The following is a 19112-nucleotide window of genomic DNA, read 5'->3' as shown; positions in this document are numbered from 1 at the left end:
GGGCCCCGGGCCGCCGTCCCGGGTGCCGGTCGGCCGGCACCCGGGACGGCGGTCAGCCGGAGCGCGGCCGGGAGCGTGCCCGGCGCCGTAGCGCGCGCCGCTCCAGCTCCGTCGTACCGCCCCAGATGCCGATGCTCTGGCCCGTGTCCAGCGCCCAGTCGAGGCACTGCTCCCGGACCGGGCATCGTCCGCACACCGCCTTGGCCTGCTGGGCCTGCACCTGCGCAGGCCCGGTGGTGCCGATCGGGAAGAACAGGTCGGGGTCCTCGTGGCGGCACGCGGCGTGCTCGCGCCAGTTGTCCATCGGAGTCTCCTGGATCGGATCGAAGTCGTCCGTGCCTGTCGCATGCGTCCCGCATGCGTTCTCCTGGTTCGGGTGACCGGTCGGGACGACGTGAAACGGAACAACCGGCGGGCGATCGGGCGACGATCGCTCACCGGCCGCCGCGGGACGCCGGCACCCCGCGGGGCCGTGGGCGGTCAACAGGCCGGGAAGCGCGGCGCGCAGAGCGCGGGGCCGCCCGACCGGGCACCGGTGACGTGGAGTTCGGGCAGACGGAGCACGGGCCCGGCGGCTGCCGCGCCACCGCGCGACCACGGTACTCCGCAACGGAGCACCGAGCGCCCGTCTTGTACCAGAACGCCGCAACCCGTCCCGCCATGCTCACTTGGGACGTGGGTCCCCCGTGCCGTGGTCCTGCCGCCCGCCTGGGTTTCGCGTGCCGTGGTCCTGCCGCCCGCCTGGGTTTCGCGTGCCGTGGTCCTGCCGCCCGCCTGGGTTTCGCGTGCCGTGGTCCTGCCGCCTGCCTGGGTTTCCCGTGTCGTCAGTTCGCGGCGCCGGCTCGTCGCGTGGTGTCGTGTGTGTCCTCGCGTCGAGGGGCGTCAGCGTTCCGGACCCTTCGGCTGCGGGGTTATCGCGTGGTGGCCCCCTTGCGTCGTCGGCCCCGCCCGCCGCACGCTCACCGCGCCGGAGGCGGTGCGGCGCCGCGCGTCCCCGGTGGGTCAGCGGCGCAGGGACTCCGCCGCGGCCGCGGTCACCGCGTCGGCCAGGGCCGCGAGCGCGGGGGAGTCGAGCCTCCACTGCTGCCAGTGGAGTGCGACGTCCATGTACTCACCGGCGGCGAGCACGGCCAGCCGCCCCCGGTCCAGCAGCGGTCCGGCCTGCACCTCCGGGACCATGCCCCAGCCGAGCCCCGCCGCGACCGCGTCCAGGAAGCCCTCCGAGGTGGGCACGTGGTGCCGGAACGGGCCGGCGGACCTGCGGCCGAGCCGGCGTGCGAAGCCGTCCTGGAAGTCGTCCTTGCGGTCGAAGACCACCACCGGCGCCCGCGACAGCGCCTCCGGCAGGGGCCGCCCGTCGATATGGGCCGCGATGAACCGCGGGGCGGCGACCGGCAGGTAGCGCATCCGGCCGAGCGGACGGACGGTGCAGCCGGGCACCGGATCGGGCGAGGACGTCACCGCCGCCATCACCAGGCCCTCCCGCAGCAGCGCCGCCGTGTGGTCCTCGTCCTCCCGGTGCAGTTCGAAGCAGAGGTCCGCGACCCGGTGGAGGGCCGGCAGGAACCAGGTCGCCAGCGAGTCCGCGTTCACCGCGACCGACACCCGCGTGGGCTCGCCGGTGCCCTCCAGCCCCAGCTCTCCCCAGGCGTCCCGCTCCAGCCGGGCCAGCTGTCGCGCGTACCGCACCAGCACCGCGCCGGACTCCGTGGGCCGGACCGGTTTCGTGCGCTGGAGCAGCACCCGGCCGGTGCGCTGTTCGAGGGCCTTCACCCGCTGGCTGACGGCCGACGGCGTCACGTGCAGCGCGGTGGCGGCCGCGTCGAAGGTGCCCTCGTCCACCACGGCCAGCAGCGTCCGCACCTGCTCCAGGGGCAGCTCTGTCATCACGAACGCTAAGGGTACGTAAAAATCTTTAGCTGTACTTGTCACCGGACCTTTTCTAGCGTCGAGGCATGAACCACGCCCTGACCGCCGCGGCCGCCGGATTCGGCACCGGTCTCTCCCTGATCGTCGCCATCGGCGCCCAGAACGCATTCGTCCTGCGGCAGGGGGCGCGCCGGGACGCGGTCCTCGCCGTGGTCGGCATCTGTGCCCTGTCCGACGCGGTACTCATCGCACTCGGGGTCGGCGGGGTCGGCGCGGTCGTCGTGGCCTGGCCGGGTGCGCTCCGGGCGATCGGGATCGTCGGCGGCGCCTTCCTGCTCTGCTACGGCGCCCTGGCCGCGCGCCGGGTGCTCAGGCCCGGCACCGGACTGCGCGCGGAGGGCGAGGCGGCCGGCTCGCGCCGCCGGGCGGTGCTCACCTGTCTGGCCATGACCTGGCTGAACCCGCACGTCTATCTGGACACCGTGTTCCTGCTCGGCTCACTGGCCGCGGACCGGGGCCCGCTGCGCTGGACCTTCGGGCTCGGCGCCGGGCTCGCCAGCCTGTGCTGGTTCACCGCGCTCGGGTTCGGGGCCCGGCTGCTCGGCCGGTTCCTGGCCCGGCCGGGCGCCTGGCGGGTCCTGGACGGCCTCGTCGCGGTCACCATGCTGGCCCTGGGCGCGACTCTGATCGCCGGGTCCTGAGGAATCCGTTCGTCGCACACGGGTGTTGCTGCGATAGTCAGGTTCGCGAAGCGAAAAGATGTAACGAGCAACCAGGACATTCGTGGACACCAGCGAGAGCAGCAGCACCGAGACCGGTACCGAGACGCCGGCGGACGAGGCCCCGCCCCGGCGCGGCTGGCGCCGCTGGGCGATGGACACCCGCCCCCTGCGCATCCCCGCCTACCGGCGCCTGTGGTCGTCGACCATCGTCACCGCCGTCGGCAGCCAGCTCACCGCCGTCGCCGTACCCAAGCAGATCTACGACATCACCCACTCCTCGGCCTGGGTCGGCTACGCGAGCCTGGCCGGGCTGGTGCCCATGGTCGCCTTCGCGCTGTGGGGCGGGGCGGTCGCCGACACCGTGGACCGCCGCAAGCTGCTGCTGGTCACCAACACCGGCATCGCGGTGACCTCGCTGCTGTTCTGGGCGCAGGCCGTCACCGGTCTGGACTCGGTGGTCGTCCTCATGGTCCTGCTCGCGCTGCAACAGGCGTTCTTCGGGCTCAACGCGCCCGCCCGCACCGCCTCCATCGCCCGCCTGGTGCCGGGGGAGCAGCTGCCCGCGGCCAACGCCCTGGGCTCGACGGTGATGCAGACCGGTCTGGTGGCCGGCCCGCTGCTCGCCGGCGTGCTCATCCCGGTGATCGGGCTGCCCGAGCTGTATCTGATCGACGCGCTGGCGCTGTGCGTGACGGTGTGGGCCGTCCACCGGCTGCCCGCGCTGCCGCCGCTCGACGGGACCGCCGCCCGCCGGGCCGGCCTGCGCGAGATAGCGGCCGGCTTCCGGTACATCTCCCGGCACAAGGTGCTGCTGCTGTCCTTCCTCGCCGACATCGTCGCCATGGTGTTCGGCATGCCCCGCGCCCTGTTCCCGCAGCTGTCCGCGCAGACGTACGGCTCCTGGGGCGAGGGCCTCGCCCTGGGGGTGCTGTTCGCCGGCATCCCGGTCGGCGCGGTGCTCGGCGGCCTGTTCTCCGGCGCGTTCTCGCGGGCCCGCCGGCACGGCTGGATGGTCATCGGGGCGGTCGTCGGCTGGGGCGTGGCCATCGCCGGGTTCGGGCTGAGCGGGAACCTCTGGGTCGCCGTGGTCTTCCTCGCCGCGGCCGGGGTCGCCGACATGGTCTCGATGGTGTTCCGCGGCGCCATCCTGCTGTCGGCCGCCACGGACGAGATGCGCGGCCGGATGCAGGGGGTGTTCACGGTGGTCGTCGCGGGCGGGCCGCGCCTGGCCGACGTGCTGCACGGCACCGCCGGCGCGGCCTTCGGCCCGCGCGCCGCCGTCGCGGGCGGCGGCGCCCTGGTCGTCGTGCTGATGCTGGTCCTGGCCTGCGCCGTACCGGCACTGCGCCGCTACCGCATCTGACGGCCTGCAGCGGCCCCCTGCCTACGGGAGCTTTCGGACTACAGCGGCCCCCGCGCCCGACGCATCGTGTACTGGTCCATCAGCTTTCCGCGGGTCGTCTCCAGCCGGTGGGCGAGGATCTCGGCCACGGTCCGGACCACCGAGAGCCCGAGCAGCGGATCCTCCACGCACAGCGCGAGCACCGACGGCCCGTCGAACTCGTAGGCCCTGACGTTGCTGAAGGCCGCCGCGCCGAAGTCCCACTTGTACGGCGGGAACAGCCACGACCAGCCGAGCAGGTCCCCCGCGCCGAGCGTGGCCACGGTCACCCGCTGCCGGGAGGTGACCTGCTGGTCGAGATGGACCGCGCCCGAGCGGATCACCCAGAACCGGTCGGCCGTGCCGCCGGCCTCGAAGATGCGGGTGTCCTCCGGGAAGGAGACCTCCTTGGCCACCTCCATCAGGCGCTCGCGCTGTGCCTGGGGGAGGGCGGTGAGCAGTTTGATCGCTTTGGTCATGGCGCGGGGCTCCTCGCCGGCGGCGGTTGCGGTGCTGTGCTTAAGCCCATTTCAGCCGCTGCCGCCGCCCCGGGCACCTCGAGGGAAGCGGCCTGTCGCCGTCGTGTCGCCTTCCGGGCGGCAAAAAGCCCTGGCTGGACGGGGGAAGCCAGCCAGGGCCGTATGCGGTGACGCAGGGGAGGGGGAAGGACGGTTCCGCGCCGCTCCCGCATCACGTATGTATGAATAATAAACCATCTTGTGCACTGGCGGGTAACCAAGAAGGCGGTCAGGTGACCTGTTTCACGCCGTCTGCCCGATTCGGTGCCCCGCCCGGGCGCACGATCTCCTCCAGGACCCGCAGCACCGCCTCGAACGCCCGAGCCCGGTCCGCAGCCTCCCGCGCGCCCTCCGGATCCGTCGCCGTCAGGCTCTGCGCCCGCTCCCGCCAGGCCCGCTCCTCCTCGGCCGCGTGCTCCCGGCCCCGCCGGATCCGCCGCAACAACTCGTCCGCGTCCACCACATCGGTCATGCGGGACGAGTACCCGGCGGAATCCAGGTAATGGCACGGGCACCGATCGTGTTTGACAGCGCCCCGAGAGGTCAGCCGAAAGAGGAAGAGAGCAACGCAAGCCGGGCACCGTACAAGGAGGAAAGGATGCTCGACAAGCACCGGACCAGCTCCTCCGTCACCGTGCCGGACGCGCACCGCCGGGTGCCGGGCCGGCCGGCCGAAGCCCGCAGAACGGTGGAGCGGGTGATGAACGAACGGTGCCGGGCCCGCGCCCTCCCGTGTCCGCCCGAGGCGGTCGAGGACGCCCTGCTGGTCACCTCGGAACTCACCACCAACGCCCTGCTGCACGGCGGCGGCATCACCGGCTTCGACGTCGACGTCGACTCCGGCGGCGTCCGGGTCTCGGTCAGTGACCGCAGCGACGAGCTCCCGGTGGCCCTCCAGGCCGTGGACGAGCGCGGCCGTACCCGGCCGGGCGGCCGCGGCTGGCCCATCGTGTGCCGGCTGGCCCGCGACGTCCGGGTCGCGGAGCTGCCCTGCGGCGGCAAGCGCATCACGGCCGTCGTACCGCTGCGCTGAAGCGGTTTCGGAAGTTCCGCCGAGCGGCGTTTGCCCGCATGGCCGGGGGGCAGACGGAACCTCGTGCTTCGGACCGGAGGCGCGCGCCCAGCGGGGTACACAACCGCCGTCCGGGCCCGCTTCCCGCGGGTCCGGAGGCCCCCGCGGCGACCCCTGACACCACCGTTCGGGCCCATACCCGGAACCTGCGTTCCGGCCATGCCCTGAAACCCCCGTTCAGGAGCGATTCCGCATGCTGACCGACATGTCGACAAGCCGTCCCGGCACTACCGCCCCCGCCGGCGCCCCCGCCGGTGCCGCCCCGGCGTCCAGCCGGCGGAACCACGACGACGCCCCGCACACCGCCGAGCAGTTCGCCCGGCTGGCGGACATGGACGACGGCCCCGAGCGGGACGCCGTACGCGACGAGCTCGTCACCGCGTGGCTGCCCATGGCCCACCGGATCGCCGGACGGTTCCGCGACCGCGGCGAGTCCGTGGAGGACCTGCGGCAGGTGGCCGCGCTCGGACTGGTGAAGGCCATCGACCGCTTCGACCCGTCCCGCGGCGCCTTCGAGAGCTACGCCGTGCCGACGATCACCGGAGAGGTGAAGCGGCACTTCCGCGACCGGATGTGGGCCCTCAGGGTGCCGCGCCGGGTGCAGGAACTGCGCAACCGGGTCCGGGTGGCCCGGCGCGAACTCACCCAGCACCCCGGCAGCCCCGAACCGACCGTCGCCGCCATCGCCGCCCACACCGGCCTCACCGACGAAGAGGTCAACGCCGGCCTGGAGGCCCTGGAGAGCTTCAGCACCCTGTCGCTGGACGCCGAGCTGTCCGCCGGCGACGACGGCTACAGCCTCGCCGACACCCTCGGCGAGACGGACACCTCCTACGACGTCGTGGTCGACCGCGAGGCCGCGAAGGAGGGGCTGCGCCGGCTGCCCGAGCGCGAGCGGGCCATTCTCTACATGCGTTTCTTCGAGGACATGACCCAGAGCCGCATCGCAGACCGGCTCGGCATCTCCCAGATGCACGTCTCCCGGCTGATCAGCCGCAGTTGCGCCCGCGTCCGCGACGAGGTGCTCGGCGGCCGCCACCCCGGTACCGACCCGAGGTGAGCGCCCCACTCCGGTACCGGCCCGCGGGGAGCGCTCACCCCCGCGGCTGCGCCGGCCCGCCGGCGACGCCCAGCGGACGGGCCAGACCGGAGACCGCCTCGTCCAGCCGTTGCAGATGACGCAGCACCCGGTCGGTCACCCGGCCGTAGCGCGGCGTGCGCAGGCTGCCCGGCTCCAGCATCGACGCGATGCTGGGGCCGGTCTCGATCTCCGCCGTGGACCGCGGGTCCGCCACGTGCGCGGCGATCGCCTCGATGTTGTGCACGATCCGCCCGCACGCCCCGCGCAGCCGTGGATCCGCGGCGATCGACGGATGCGTCGGCAGCAGCTCGGCCGTGGCCGCGAGGGAACGTCCGTGGTACGCGCAGGTCTCCAGCAGCGCCACCACGTACCGGGCCGTGTCCCGGCGTGAGCGCAGCGGTGTGATCGGATGGGTCAGCGGCTGGGTGGCCGCCCGCAGATCGGCCAGCGCCTGGTCCAGCTCGCGCGCCTGCTCCACCAGGTCGCCGCCGGCTCCGCCGCTCAGCTGGTCGACGGCGCCCCGGGTGACCTCGGCCAGCCGGTCCAGGGCCGCCACGAGGAGGTCGTTGGTGCGGCGGTCGGTGTGGACCGGCAGCACCACCGCCGCCGCGAACACCCCGCAGGCCGCGCCGAGCGCCGTCTCCTCGATCCGCAGCACCAGCACCGCCGTGCTGTACGTGTTCAGCAGCGTGTACAGCAGCCCCAGCATCGCCGTGACGAAGAACGACATCAGCGTGTACGACAGGGGCGCGGTGTAGAACATCGCGAAGATGAACACCAGCACCAGCGCGAACGCCGTCCAGGTGTGGTGCCCGACCAGCCCGGCGAGCCCGATGCCGGCCACCACCCCGAGCACCGTGCCCAGCAGCCGCCGGTAGCCCTTCACCAGGATCTCCCCGGTGGAGGCGGTGTTGATGAACACGATCCAGCAGGTCAGCACCGCCCAGTACCAGCGCTGGCCGGACAGCAGCTCGCCGCCGGCGATGGCGAGCAGGGAGCCGACCGCCACCTGGACCGCGGCCCGGGTGGTGGGCCGCTTCAGACCGGCCGGCTCCGCCTCCGCCGGTTCGCTCTCCTCGCTTGTCTCGATCGCGGCGTCCTCCGCGTCCAGCTCCTCCCGGGAGCGGGCGGTCGCGGGGGAGTCGTCGGACTCGTCCTGCGGGCCGTCCAGCGCGACCCGCAGACCGAGCGAGGCCCGGGCGGCCTCACCGAGTCCGCGGAAGACGTCCTGGACCGCCGGGGCCGCGTCGGGCAGGTTCTCCTCCTCGCGGTACCCGAGCAGCCGGTTGCGCACCTGCGCGAGCGCGGTCCCCGACGCCTCGCCGGCCGGCCGCAGCATCAGCACCCGCAGCGCCTTCAGGTCCCGGCGCAGCGCGGCCGTCGCCTCGTCCCTGACCGGCAGCTCGCCCCCGGACGGCAGCGGGGCACCCGGCAGATGCAGGGTGAGGGTGTCGGTCCGCTCGGCGCTGCGCGCGGTGAGCAGCAGCAGACCGAGCCGCTCGGCGGCGATCTCGGCGTCGGCGATGCGGCGCTGGAGCAGCCGGGCCACCGCAGGGTCCGAGGTGCCGTCCTCCAGCCGGCCCTGGATCATCAGCGCCGTCTCGTGCAGCCGCGCGGTGCCGGTGCGCAGATCCTCCAGCACCTTCTCCACGTCGTCGGGCCCGGCGTCCAGCAACTCGGTCTGAGCGGCGATCAGCTGCGCGAGGCGGGCGCGGAAGGCGCGCCGCAGCCGGTCCAGGGTGCCCGCCGGGGTCTGGGGCAGCAGTACGAACCGGGCGGCGGCGCTGCACGCGAACGCCACGCAGATGACGTCGTACAGCTCCGGCAGCCCGGAGACCGCCGCCCGCACGAACAGGGACAGGAAATAGACCTGGAAGCCGATCAGCCCCAGCGCCGTGCCCCGGTCGCCGAACCGGCGGCCGTAGACGGCGCAGAAGATGAGGACGACGAAGAACAGGTCCCCGGCGACGACCCGTTGGCTGAGCAGCGCGCCCAGCGAGACCGAGGCCAGCGCCACCGGCAGACCGAGCGCGAGCGTGACGGCCTGCCGGCCCCGCTGCTTCTCCCGGATCGCGAAGGTGGCGACCATCGCCGCCATGGCCCCGGCGACCAGCTGGGACACCGGGACCCGCAGCGCGGCGAGGACGGCGAGGGTCAGGGCGATGGCGGTGACCGTGCGCAGTCCCGCCGTGAGCCGGAGCAGTCCCGGGTCCGACGCCGCGAGCCGGTCCCACATCCGTACCCGTCCCGACCGTGCCGCTGCGCTCACGCCGCCGTGCTCTCTCCCGTGCCGGAAAACGATCTCCGCCCCAGCATCGCACGAGGGTGCGGGCTACCGGGCCTCGGCCAGGGTCGCGGCCACCAGGGCGTTGGCGTGCCCGTGACCGAGACCGTGCTCCGACTTCAGCCAGGCGACCAGCTCCATGTGCTTCGTCAGCGGCGAGGAACGGATCAGCTCCTGCCACTCGGCGATCGGGCGGCCGTACTTCTTCTCGATCGAGGGGAAGTAGCTCGCCGGGCCCTTCACGGTCTTCTCGGTCATCGTGGTGTGTCCCATCCGTGTGACGTGTGCCGATCACCTGATGAGACCGCCGGACCCGTGCGAAATGATCGGCGGTCCCATGGTGATGCCGGTCACATCAGGAGACTGCTCCGGTCCGTGTCACGTCAGGACCGCTCAACTGCCGTGCCCTCCACCTGCGCCCGTACCTGTTCCGGCGTCAGATACGAGTCGGTGTACTCGAAGTCCTTCAGCCGGGCGGGCTTTCGGGCCTGGAAGCCGGTCCGGACGAAATCGTCGCCCGCGACCGCGTTGAGCAGCCAGTTGGTCATCACACGGGTCTTGGCGACGTTGGTGCGCAGCGCCGACCAGTGGTAGCCGCGGGCGACCGCCTGTGCGGGCACCCCGCGCAGCTCGACACCGAGCGGCTTGGACACCGCGTCCTTGCCGCCCAGGTCCACCACCAGCCCCAGATCCTTGTGCTCGTACGGCTGGAGCGGCAGGCCGCGCAGTGCGGAGACGACGTTGTCGGCGACCTTCTTGCCCTGCCGCATGGCGTGCTGCGCGGTGGGCGGGCAGACCGCGCCCTCCTGACCCTTCGCCAGGTCCGGCACCGCGGCCGAGTCGCCGAGCGCGAACACCCCGTCGTGTCCCGGCAGGCACATCTCGGCGGTGACCGCCAGCCGCCCCTTGACCGTCTCCGCGCCGAGCGTGGCGATCAGCGGGCTGGCGACCACACCGGCCGTCCAGATCAGGGTGTGCGTCGGCACCACCCGGCCGTCGGTGAACGTGACCTCCTCCGCGCCGGCCTTGTCGATCGAGACGCCGAGCGAGACCTCGATGCCGCGCCGCTTCAGGATCTCCTGCGCGCTGCGGCCGAGTTTGTCGCCCAGCTCGGGCATGAGTTTGGGCGCGATGTCGATCAGATGCCACCTGATCAGGCCCGGGTCCAGGCGCGGATAGCGCTTCACGGCGGCGTGCGTCACCCGCTGGAGGCAGGCCGCGGTCTCGGTGCCCGCGTACCCACCGCCGACCACCACGAACTGGAGACGCGCGGCCCGCTCGGCCGGGTCGTCGCTCGCGTCCGCCAGGTCGAGCTGCGAGATGACGTGGTCGCGGATGTAGGCGGCCTCGGCGAGCGTCTTCATCCCGAAGGCGTGCTCGGTCAGCCCGGGGATGTCGAAGGTGCGGGTCACGCTGCCCGGTGCCAGCACGATGTAGTCGTAGGGCTCGTTGACGATCTTGTCGGTGATGGTGCGGACGACACACACCTTGGACTTCAGGTCCACGCCGATCGCGCCGCCCGGGATGATCCGCGTGCGGTACTTCTTGCTCCGGCGCAGGGACAGGGCGATCGACTGCGGCGTGAGCACGCCGGAGGCGACCTGGGGGAGCAGCGGCAGATACAGCTGGTAGGCGAACGGCGTCACCAGCGTGACGTCGGCTTCGTCAGGGGCGAGTTTCCGCTCCAGGCGGCGAACGCACCCGACTCCGGCGAAGCCGGCGCCAACCACCAGGATCCTGGGTCGTGTCACGGTGTCCATCCCTCTCTGCGGCTCCAGGCGGTCCGAATCGACGCCGTCCGCCTGCCCCGGATCGCTGAGCACCCACACCGGTCCCACCGTGCCCGCAGCCGTCCCGCCGACTGGGCGCGGCGGGCAGACGAACGCGTGGGGACCAGCATGCCCCCACTGGCGGGTGGAGTAACCGATTGACGCACACCTACACGTCGAACACCCGTCACATCACCGGCGACATCACCAGGGCAGGAACGCGTGGATGTCCTTGCCGGTGTCGTGCACGACGACACTGACCTGGGTGCACAGCGTGTGCACCAGGTGCCAGCCGATGCCGCCGCCGCCCGTGCGCGGGTGGAAGGGCCGCGGCTCCGGCTCCGTCCGGTTCGTGTCCCGCATCGTCACGTGCACCCCGTCGAAGGTGCGGCGCAGCCGCAGATCGAACGGGCCCGGCGCGTACTGGATCGCGTTCGCGGCCAGCTCCGTCACGACCAGCAGGATGTCGTCCCAGTACTCGTGGGCGCCGGGCGGGGCGTGCCGGGCGAGCGAGCGCAGGAAGTCCTCGGCCGCGAGCCGCGCTCCCGTGACGTTGCGCAGCTCACCGGGGAAGGAGAACGTGCGCTCGTAGCTCTCCTCCGAGGGTGGTGTGTCGTCCCCACGCGGCTTCGTCACCATCTCGCATTCCCCGGCCCCGGCCGTGGAGGGCCGCTCGGCCCTTTTGACCAGGACGGTCGTCGTTGCTGATCTCTTGCACCGCTGCGGGTTCCCCCAGCCGCGCGGACTATCCGGCTCCCCCGGGCCCGGCGGTCACTCGGTGCACCTCCTCAGCGGAAGACGTCGTCCGCCTCGTCCCACTCGGCGGGCTCCGGCACGACCGGCCGCGACCGGGAACGCGCCTCGTACATCGCCTCGATCTCGGCCGCGTAATGCCGCACGACGGCGTCCCGGCGCAATTTCAGGGACGGCGTCAGCAGCCCGTTGTCGGGGGCGAACGGTTCTTGGAGGACACGGTAGACCCTGATGGACTCCGCGCGGGACACCGCGCTGTTCGCGGAGGCCACGGCCCGCGCGATCTCGTCGCGCAGCGCGTTCTCCTCCCGGGCCTCCCGGCCGGCGTGATCGCCCGGCAGTGCCAGGGCGCCCCGCCAGTGCGCGAGGAAGTCCGGGTCCAGCGTGATCAGGGCGCCGACGCAGGGCCGGTCGTCGCCGATCACCACCGCCTGGTGGACCAGCGGATGCATGCGCAGCCGCTGCTCCAGCGGCGCCGGTGCCACGCTCTTGCCGCCGCTGGTGACGATGATGTCCTTCTTGCGCCCGGTGATCGTCAGATAGCCCTCGGAGTCCAGCCGGCCGATGTCCCCGGTGGCCAGCCAGCCGCCGCGCAGCGCGGCCCGGGTCGCCGGCTCGTCGCTGATGTAGCCCTGGAACACCGAGGGCCCGTGCACCAGGATCTCCCCGTCGTCGGCCACCTGGACCTCGGTGCCCGGCAGCGGCAGCCCCACGGTCCCGGACTTCTCCCGCCCGAGGGGCTGCATGGTGATCCCGCCGGAGACCTCGGTGAGCCCGTATCCGTCGTGGATGTAGATGCCCATGCCCTCGTAGAAGAGGCACAGTTCGCGGCCCAGCGCGGAGCCGCCGGAGGTGCCCCGCAGCACCCGGCCGCCCAGCGCGGCCCGGAGCCTGCGGTACACCGTCCGCTCGTAGAGGGCGTGCTGGAGCCGCAGTTCGAGCCCCGGGCCCGGTCCGGTGCCCAGCCGCCGGCGCTCCTCGGCCTCGGCGAAGTCCCGCGCCGTCTGCGCCGCGCGCTCGAACAGGGCGCCCCGGCCCGACTGCTGTGCGGTGCGCAGGAAATTCTTGTACAGCCGCTCGAACACCGACGGCACGCCGTACAGGTACGTCGGCCGGAAGGTGCTCAGGGCCGATGCCAGCGCCGTCTCGGTCGGCTCCGGCTCATGTGCCATCAGCACTCCGCCGCGCACACACATCAGCATGATCATCATGCCGTACACGTGCGAGAACGGCAGGAAGGCCAGCACGGACGGCTGTTCACCCGCAGGCGCCGCGGTGTGCGCCCAGCCGGCCAGCAGGGTGTCGCACGGGTAGGCCAGGCCCCGGTGGCTGAGCGCACAGCCCATCGGACGCCCCGAGGTGCCGGAGGTGTAGACGATGGCCGCCGTGGAGTCCGGCAGCACGATCCGGCGCAGCGACTCCACCGTGGTGTAGGGGACCACCGTGCCCCGTTCGACGAGGTCGGGCACGGCCCCCGCGTCCAGCTGCCAGACGTGCCGCAGCCGCGGCAGCCGGGTGCACACGGTGCCGACGGTCATGATGCCCTGCTCGTCCTCCACGACCACGGCCACGCAGCCGGCGTCCCGCAGGATCCACTCGACCTGGTCCCGCGAGGAGGCCGGATGGATCGGCACGACCTCGGCGCCCACGGCCCACAGCGCGTGGGCCAGCACCGTCCACTCGTAGCGGGTCCGGGCCATCAGGGCCACCCGGTGGCCGGGCGAGATCCCGGCGGCGATCAGGCCCTTGGCCAGATCGACCACCTCGTCCCGCAGCTCGACCGCCGTCACCTCCTCCCATCCGGACGCGGCGGGACCCGCGCGGCGGGCCAGCACCGGCAGCGTCGGATCCCGGTCCGCCGTCGCGAAGACGCTGTCGGCGAGGCCGCCGGTGAGCGGCGTGGTGAATGCCGGAGCGAAAGCGACGTTGCGCATGCGCTGCTCCTGGTCTACGGAGGGTGACTCCGCCGATCGGCTCGGTGTCGGCGGTGCTCGAATGTAGCCCAGGTAAGCGCGTTCGGTGAGAGGAACGGAGAAGTCGTGATCGGCTGATGATGTGGGCGTGTCCTGGGGACTCGGTAGCCATGAGCCATGTGAACCCCGATCCGGAACCAGAGCGTACGACCGGACTCGAGCCAGGCGGGGGAGTTCCACCCGGTGAGACCCCGCCCGCCGAGAGCAGCATGCCCGAAGCCGGACCCCGCGAGCCGGACGCCCAGCGCAGAGGCTGGGCCAAGGCACCGATGACGCTGATCCTGCTCCTGGCCGTGCTGATAGCGGCGTTCTTCCTGGTCTACGCCCTGATCCTGATCCTCTGAACTCCGCCGGGCGAGATGCTCACCCCTGCGTACGCCGCACGCACTCGGTGACGACGTCCCGCAGGCTGCCGGTGTGCTCCAGCAGCCGGCGCTGCTCCCGCGCGCCGTTGCCCCGCCGCAGCAACTCCTCGACGGTGCGCGCGGCGCGATCCGCGTCGCCGCTGCCGGCGAGCGCGTCCCCGGCGTACTCCAGCACCGCGTCCAGCACCTGCGCGGCGGGCCGGGGCCGCAGGGTGACCGGGTCCAGGAGGTCCTCCTCCAGACCGAACCGGGCCGCCTGCCAGTCGGCCAGCCTGAGCAGGCTCACGCGGGGGTCGGGCGCCGGCCGTCCGGCCCGCCACTCGCGTGCGGCCGTCTCCACGAGGGCACGGACCAGCGTCGCGATCAGCACGGCGGTGTCCGCGCACAGGCAGACGTCCGCCACCCGGATCTCCACCGTCGGGTAGCGGGCGGACAGCCGCGCGTCGAAGTAGGCCATCCCCTCGTCCAGGATGACCCCGGTCGCCACCATGTCGGCCACCTGCCGGTGGTACCGCTCGGCGGACCCGAAGGGTTCGGTCGGCCCGGTCGACGGCCAGCGGTCCCACACCCGGCTGCGATAGCTGGCGTACCCGGTGTTCCGGCCCTGCCAGAACGGGGAGTTCGCGCTGATCGCCCGCAGGATCGGCAGCCACGGGCGGAGCCGGTCGAGGACCGCGATGCCCTCCTCGTCGGACTCCACCGACACATGGACATGGCAGCCGCACACCAACTGGTCCCAGGTGGGTATCCCGTACCGCTCGGCCAGCCACTGGTAGCGCTCGTTCACGCTGAGGGAGGGACTGACCGGCAGGGGCGAGGTGGCCAGCGCGGCGACGCCGCAGCCGATCTGCCCGGCGTGCCGGGCCGCCTCCTTGCGGCAGCGGACGATCTCCGCGCCGAGGTCCCCCATGTCCGACTGCGGATGCGTGGCGAACTCCAGCATCTGCCCGAACAGCTCCTTCTCGAACACGTCCTGCCCGGGATCGTCCTGGGCCGCGCGGGCGAGGACGGCCGCCGCCAGAGCCTTCGGCTCGCCGCTGTCCGGATCGACCAGGAGGAGTTCCTCCTCCACTCCGACGGTGCGCACCTGATGCCGCCCTTCTGTCCGTGCCACGAGGGGCAGTCGAGGATCTGTACGACCCCGACTGCCCCCCGGAGGGCCGCCGACACCCGCGGCTTTCAGCGCTCCGGCGTCAGCCAGACCGTGGCGAGCGGCGGCAGGGTCACTTCCAGGAAACCGTCCTCGGGCTTGACCGGCGCCCCGGTGCCGACCCCGCTGCCGCCGTAGCGGACGTCATCGGTGTTCAGTTCCTCCCGCCAGGCGGGGACGTCGTCGGGCGCCCACAGGCGGTAGCCGTGCCGCACGACGGGGGAGAAGTTCGACACCGCCAGCAGCGGGCCGCCGTCGGCGGCGAACCGCAGGAACGCCAGGACGTTGTCGTCGGCCCCGTCGCACAGCACCCACCGGAAACCGGCCGGGTCGGTGTCCCGCTGCCACAGCGCCGGCGTCCCGCGGTACACCGTGTTCAGGTCCCGCACCAGGTCCTGGACGCCCCGGTGGTCGCCCGCGGAGTGGTAGTCGTCGCCGAGCAGCCACCACTCCGGACCGTGCGCCTCGGACCACTCCGCACCCTGGGCGAACTCCTGCCCCATGAACAACAGCTGCTTGCCCGGGTGCGCCCACATGAAGCCGAGATAGGCACGGTGGTTGGCCCGCCGCTGCCACCAGTCGCCGGGCATCTTCGACACCAGCGCCTGCTTGCCGTGCACCACCTCGTCGTGGGAGATGGGCAGGACGTAGTTCTCGCTGTAGGCGTACACCATCGAGAAGGTCATCTCGTCGTGGTGGTACTTGCGGTGCACCGGCTCCTTCTGGATGTACTCCAGCGAGTCGTGCATCCAGCCCATGTTCCACTTCAGCCCGAAGCCCAGACCGCCGCCGTCCGTCGGCCGGGTCACCCCGTCCCAGGCGGTGGACTCCTCGGCGATGGTCACCACGCCCGGGCAGCGCCGGTACACGGTGGCGTTCATCTCCTGGAGGAAGGCCACCGCGTCCAGGTCCTCCCGGCCGCCGAACACGTTCGGCTCCCACTGGCCCGAGTCCCGCGAGTAGTCCAGGTAGAGCATCGAGGCGACGGCGTCGACGCGCAGCCCGTCGATGTGGAACTCCTCGCACCAGTACACCGCGTTGGCGACGAGGAAATTGCGCACCTCGGTACGGCCGTAGTCGAACTCGTACGTCCCCCAGTCCGGGTGCTCCGCCCGCAGGGCGTTGCCGGGCTCGTACAGCGGGTCCCCGTCGAACCGGCCCAGCGCCCAGTCGTCCTTCGGGAAGTGGGCCGGCACCCAGTCCATGATCACACCCAGGCCGGCCCGGTGACAGGCGTCCACGAAGTACCGGAAGTCGTCCGGTGAGCCGAGCCGGGGCGTCGGCGCGTAGTAGGAGGTGACCTGGTACCCCCAGGAGCCGCTGAAGGGGTGCCCGGCCACCGGCATCAGCTCCACGTGCGTGAAGCCCATCTGCCTGGCGTACGCCGGCAGTTCGTCGGCCAGCTGCCGGTACGTCAGGCCCGGCCGCCACGACGGCAGGTGGACCTCGTACACCGAGAGCGGGGCCTGGTGCACGGGTGTGTCACCGCGGTGCGCCATCCACTCGGCGTCCCCCCACTCGTAGCGCGAGGCCGTCACGACCGACGCGGTGTCCGGCGGCACCTCCGTGCACCGGGCCATCGGGTCCGCCTTCAGGAACCGGTGACCGTACCGGGAGGTGATCTCGAACTTGTACCGGGTGCCCTCGCCGATACCGGGCAGGAACAGCTCCCACACCCCGGACGCGCCGAGCGAGCGCATCGGGTACTGCGTGCCGTCCCAGTACGTGAAGTCACCGGCCACCCGCACCCCTTGGGCGTTCGGCGCCCAGACGGTGAAGCGGGTGCCGGCCACGCCCTGGTGGACCATCGGCTCGGCGCCGAGCGCCCGCCACAGCTGCTCGTGCCGGCCCTCCCGGATCAGATGCAGGTCCAGCTCGCCGAGGGCGGGCAGGAAGCGGTACGGGTCGTGCACCTCCTGCTCGGTGTCGCCGTACGCCACGAGGAGGGTGTACGACGGGATCTCCGTACCGGGCAGGACGGTCGCGAACAGACCGTCGCCTTCCGACCACATCTCGGTGCGCGTGCCGTCGATGACCACGCTCACCGCCCGGGCGTTCGGGCGCAGCGCCCGGAACAGCGTGCCGCCCGGCACCGGGTGGGCGCCCAGCAGGCCGTGCGGGTCGTGGTGCGCGCCGGCCAGCAGCCGGCCGCGGTCGGCGGGGTCCAGCGGTACGGTCGCGGGCGGCACGGGGCCCGCGCTCTCGGGACCTGTGGTGTCACGCAGTGCCATGGATCAGCCTCCCCACACGGCGAGCCGCTTGATCGCCGCCATCGGAACCGGCAGCCAGTCCGGCCGGTGTCTCGCCTCGTACAGCACCTCGTAGACCGCCCTGTCCGTCTCGTGCGCGCGCAGCAGCGCGTGCTTCTTGCGTGGGTCCCAGCCCGCGCGGGCCGCGTAGCCCGCACAGAACGCCTCCCGGCAGCGGCGCGCCCACTCGGGTCGCCAGGGGCGGCGCTGCCGGGCCGCGTAGTCGAAGGAGCGCAGCATCCCGGCGACGTCGCGCACGGGTGACTGCGGGGCGCGGCGCTCGGCGAGCGGACGCGACGGTTCCCCCTCGAAGTCGATGACGAACCAGTCGCGGCCGGCCCGCAGCACCTGCCCGAGGTGCAGGTCGCCGTGGATGCGCTGGGCCGGCGGACCGGTGTCGCACGTGGCGAGCGCCCCGAACGCGGCCTTCAGGCCGGGCACGAAGGGCAGCAGCCCGGGTACCGCGTGCGCGGCGGCGTCCAGCCGCGCGCACATCGCCTCGGCCGTTCGGCCGTTCTCGCCCGGCCCGGCCGGCGGGAAGGCCTCGGCCAGCGCCAGGTGCACCTCGGCCATGGCCCGGCCCAGCGCGCGGGCCTCGGCGGTGAAGTCGTCGCCCGCGGCGAGCGCGCTGAGCGCCAGCGACCAGCCGTCGGTGGCGTCCGGCAGGAACGGCTGGAGCACCCCGAGGGTGGCCCGGCGCGGGGCGGTCGTGGTGAACCAGGCCACCGGCGCGGGCACCCGGGCGCAGCCCTGCGCGGCCAGCGCCGCCGGGACCTCCAGGTCCGGGTTGACGCCCGGCTGGATCCGCCGGAACACCTTCAGGATGTAGGCGTCGCCGTACACGATCGAGGTGTTGGACTGCTCGGCGTCCAGCAGCCGCGGCGGCAGACCGCCGGGCACCTGGGCGTCCGGGGCCGCCCCGAACCGCAGCGGACCCGCCGTGCCGGGCTGTCGCAGCCGCTCCAGCAGCAGGTCGGCCGAGCGCGGGTCGTGCAGCGCGTCGTACACCGCGAGCCCGGCCAGCGGGCCCTCCTGGGCGCGCCCGATGTACGCCCGCTCCAGGCGCGGCGCGAGGTGCCGGCGCAGGCCCAGGAGCAGTTGGTAGCAGTCCCCGGGCGGGGGAGTGCCGCCGGGTGTGGGCACCGGCACGTGCGAGGCGTTCACCAGCAGGTGCAGGCATCCCGGGAACAGCTCGGTCATGGACAGCACCGTCAGATCGGTGACGGGCCGGTCCTTGCCCGCGAACCAGCGTTGCCTCGGCAGCCATTCCCGCAGCAGACCGCCCAACGAGGCCAGGGGCCCGTCGGTGCCGGTCGCGGTGCGGGGGCGGGGGGTGATGGTCTTCGGCATGGTGACGCGTCCTTTCCTCGGCGCCGGACGGGTCAGCGGCGGCGGCCGATGCGGGATGCGACTCGGGTGAGCCGGAACCAGTAGAAACCGTGGCTCTGGAGGGTCAGCAGGTAGGGCAGTTCGCCGATGGCGGGGAAGCGCACTCCGCCGATCAGTTCGACGGGGTGCCGTCCGTCGTAGGCCCGCAGATCGAGTTCGGTGGGCTGGGCGAAGCGGGAGAAGTTGTTCACGCACAGCACCAGGTCGTCGCCGTACTCGCGCAGGAACGCCAGGACCGCCGGGTTGGAGGACTGGAGTTCCGTGTACGAGCCCAGTCCGAAGGCGGGGTTCTGCTTGCGGATCTCGATCATGCGGCGGGTCCAGTGCAGCAGCGACGAGGGCGAGGACATGGACGCTTCCACGTTGGTGACCTGGTAGCCGTAGACGGGGTCCATGATGGTGGGCAGGTACAGGCGTCCCGGGTCGCACGTCGAGAAGCCGGCGTTGCGGTCGGGTGTCCACTGCATGGGGGTGCGCACGGCGTCGCGGTCGCCGAGCCAGATGTTGTCGCCCATGCCGATCTCGTCGCCGTAGTAG

18 protein-coding genes are annotated in these 19112 nt (G+C 72.7%); 5 read left to right on the top strand and 13 right to left on the bottom strand.

Going from position 1 to position 19112, the window contains the following annotated elements; genetic code table 11:
• Window positions 1-52: 52 nt before the first annotated feature.
• Window positions 53-304 (bottom strand): WhiB family transcriptional regulator, encoded by a 252-nt coding sequence (locus JK361_RS30690; protein ID WP_201824378.1) that lies wholly within the window; start codon window positions 302-304, stop codon window positions 53-55.
• A gap of 698 nt (window positions 305-1002) precedes the next feature.
• A complete protein-coding gene (locus tag JK361_RS30685) occupies window positions 1003-1890 on the bottom strand; it encodes a LysR family transcriptional regulator ArgP (RefSeq protein WP_201824376.1) in 888 nt (295 codons plus the stop codon).
• A 65-nt stretch (window positions 1891-1955) separates the two neighbouring features.
• Here JK361_RS30685 and JK361_RS30680 point away from each other — a divergent pair, with 65 nt between their 5' ends.
• Both JK361_RS30680 and JK361_RS30675 read left to right on the top strand, forming a co-directional pair.
• Window positions 1956-2570: a LysE/ArgO family amino acid transporter gene (locus JK361_RS30680; protein WP_201824374.1), complete on the top strand. Its 615-nt coding sequence runs from the start codon at window positions 1956-1958 to the stop codon at window positions 2568-2570.
• An 82-nt stretch (window positions 2571-2652) separates the two neighbouring features.
• Window positions 2653-3954, top strand: coding sequence for an MFS transporter (locus tag JK361_RS30675; protein ID WP_201824372.1), 1302 nt, complete (start codon window positions 2653-2655; stop codon window positions 3952-3954).
• Window positions 3955-3992: 38 nt separating this feature from the next.
• Here JK361_RS30675 and JK361_RS30670 read toward each other — a convergent pair whose 3' ends face one another.
• Window positions 3993-4451 carry a cyclic nucleotide-binding domain-containing protein gene (locus tag JK361_RS30670; protein WP_201824370.1) on the bottom strand — a complete coding sequence of 153 codons (459 nt, stop codon included), beginning with the start codon at window positions 4449-4451 and terminating at the stop codon, window positions 3993-3995.
• A gap of 268 nt (window positions 4452-4719) precedes the next feature.
• Window positions 4720-4962, bottom strand: coding sequence for a hypothetical protein (locus tag JK361_RS30665; RefSeq protein WP_201824368.1), 243 nt, complete (start codon window positions 4960-4962; stop codon window positions 4720-4722).
• A 126-nt stretch (window positions 4963-5088) separates the two neighbouring features.
• On the opposite strand from JK361_RS30665, the gene JK361_RS30660 reads away from it, so the two are divergent.
• Together JK361_RS30660 and JK361_RS30655 are read left to right on the top strand one after the other, a co-directional pair.
• A complete protein-coding gene (locus JK361_RS30660; protein WP_201824366.1) occupies window positions 5089-5523 on the top strand; it encodes an ATP-binding protein in 435 nt (144 codons plus the stop codon).
• A 232-nt stretch (window positions 5524-5755) separates the two neighbouring features.
• Window positions 5756-6622 (top strand): SigB/SigF/SigG family RNA polymerase sigma factor, encoded by an 867-nt coding sequence (locus JK361_RS30655; protein WP_201824364.1) that lies wholly within the window; start codon window positions 5756-5758, stop codon window positions 6620-6622.
• 34 nt (window positions 6623-6656) lie between these two features.
• Here JK361_RS30655 and JK361_RS30650 read toward each other — a convergent pair whose 3' ends face one another.
• The 5 genes from JK361_RS30650 to JK361_RS30630 form a co-directional block, all read right to left on the bottom strand.
• Window positions 6657-8879: an FUSC family protein gene (locus tag JK361_RS30650; protein WP_201824681.1), complete on the bottom strand. Its 2223-nt coding sequence runs from the start codon at window positions 8877-8879 to the stop codon at window positions 6657-6659.
• Between the two features lie 96 nt (window positions 8880-8975).
• Window positions 8976-9185, bottom strand: a complete 210-nt coding sequence (locus tag JK361_RS30645; RefSeq protein WP_201824362.1) for a DUF4287 domain-containing protein — start codon at window positions 9183-9185, stop codon at window positions 8976-8978.
• A gap of 125 nt (window positions 9186-9310) precedes the next feature.
• Window positions 9311-10687 (bottom strand): NAD(P)/FAD-dependent oxidoreductase, encoded by a 1377-nt coding sequence (locus JK361_RS30640; protein WP_201824360.1) that lies wholly within the window; start codon window positions 10685-10687, stop codon window positions 9311-9313.
• Between the two features lie 213 nt (window positions 10688-10900).
• The gene (locus JK361_RS30635; RefSeq protein ID WP_201824359.1) at window positions 10901-11335 is read right to left on the bottom strand and encodes an ATP-binding protein; all 435 of its coding nucleotides are present in this window, start codon (window positions 11333-11335) and stop codon (window positions 10901-10903) included.
• Between the two features lie 149 nt (window positions 11336-11484).
• Window positions 11485-13383 (bottom strand): AMP-dependent synthetase/ligase, encoded by a 1899-nt coding sequence (locus JK361_RS30630; RefSeq protein WP_201824358.1) that lies wholly within the window; start codon window positions 13381-13383, stop codon window positions 11485-11487.
• Window positions 13384-13532: 149 nt separating this feature from the next.
• Here JK361_RS30630 and JK361_RS30625 point away from each other — a divergent pair, with 149 nt between their 5' ends.
• The gene (locus JK361_RS30625) at window positions 13533-13766 is read left to right on the top strand and encodes a DUF6480 family protein (RefSeq protein ID WP_201824356.1); all 234 of its coding nucleotides are present in this window, start codon (window positions 13533-13535) and stop codon (window positions 13764-13766) included.
• Between the two features lie 19 nt (window positions 13767-13785).
• Here the strand turns inward: JK361_RS30625 and JK361_RS30620 are convergent, their stop codons facing one another.
• The 4 genes from JK361_RS30620 to JK361_RS30605 form a co-directional block, all read right to left on the bottom strand.
• On the bottom strand, window positions 13786-14874 hold the full coding sequence (locus tag JK361_RS30620; RefSeq protein ID WP_201824679.1) for a glutamate--cysteine ligase 2: 1089 nt from the start codon (window positions 14872-14874) through the stop codon (window positions 13786-13788).
• A gap of 92 nt (window positions 14875-14966) precedes the next feature.
• Complete coding sequence (gene glgB, locus JK361_RS30615; protein WP_201824354.1) at window positions 14967-17168, bottom strand: 1,4-alpha-glucan branching enzyme; 2202 nt, start codon at window positions 17166-17168, stop codon at window positions 14967-14969.
• Between the two features lie 3 nt (window positions 17169-17171).
• Window positions 17172-18536 carry a maltokinase N-terminal cap-like domain-containing protein gene (locus JK361_RS30610; RefSeq protein ID WP_201824352.1) on the bottom strand — a complete coding sequence of 455 codons (1365 nt, stop codon included), beginning with the start codon at window positions 18534-18536 and terminating at the stop codon, window positions 17172-17174.
• Between the two features lie 32 nt (window positions 18537-18568).
• The coding region (locus tag JK361_RS30605; protein ID WP_236053840.1) for an alpha-glucosidase C-terminal domain-containing protein at window positions 18569-19112 on the bottom strand (544 nt) is incomplete at its 5' end.

Source organism: Streptomyces musisoli (genome assembly GCF_016741855.1).
Classification (GTDB): Bacteria; Actinomycetota; Actinomycetes; order Streptomycetales; family Streptomycetaceae; genus Streptomyces; species Streptomyces musisoli.
This window is presented reverse-complemented; position numbering and strand designations above follow the sequence as displayed.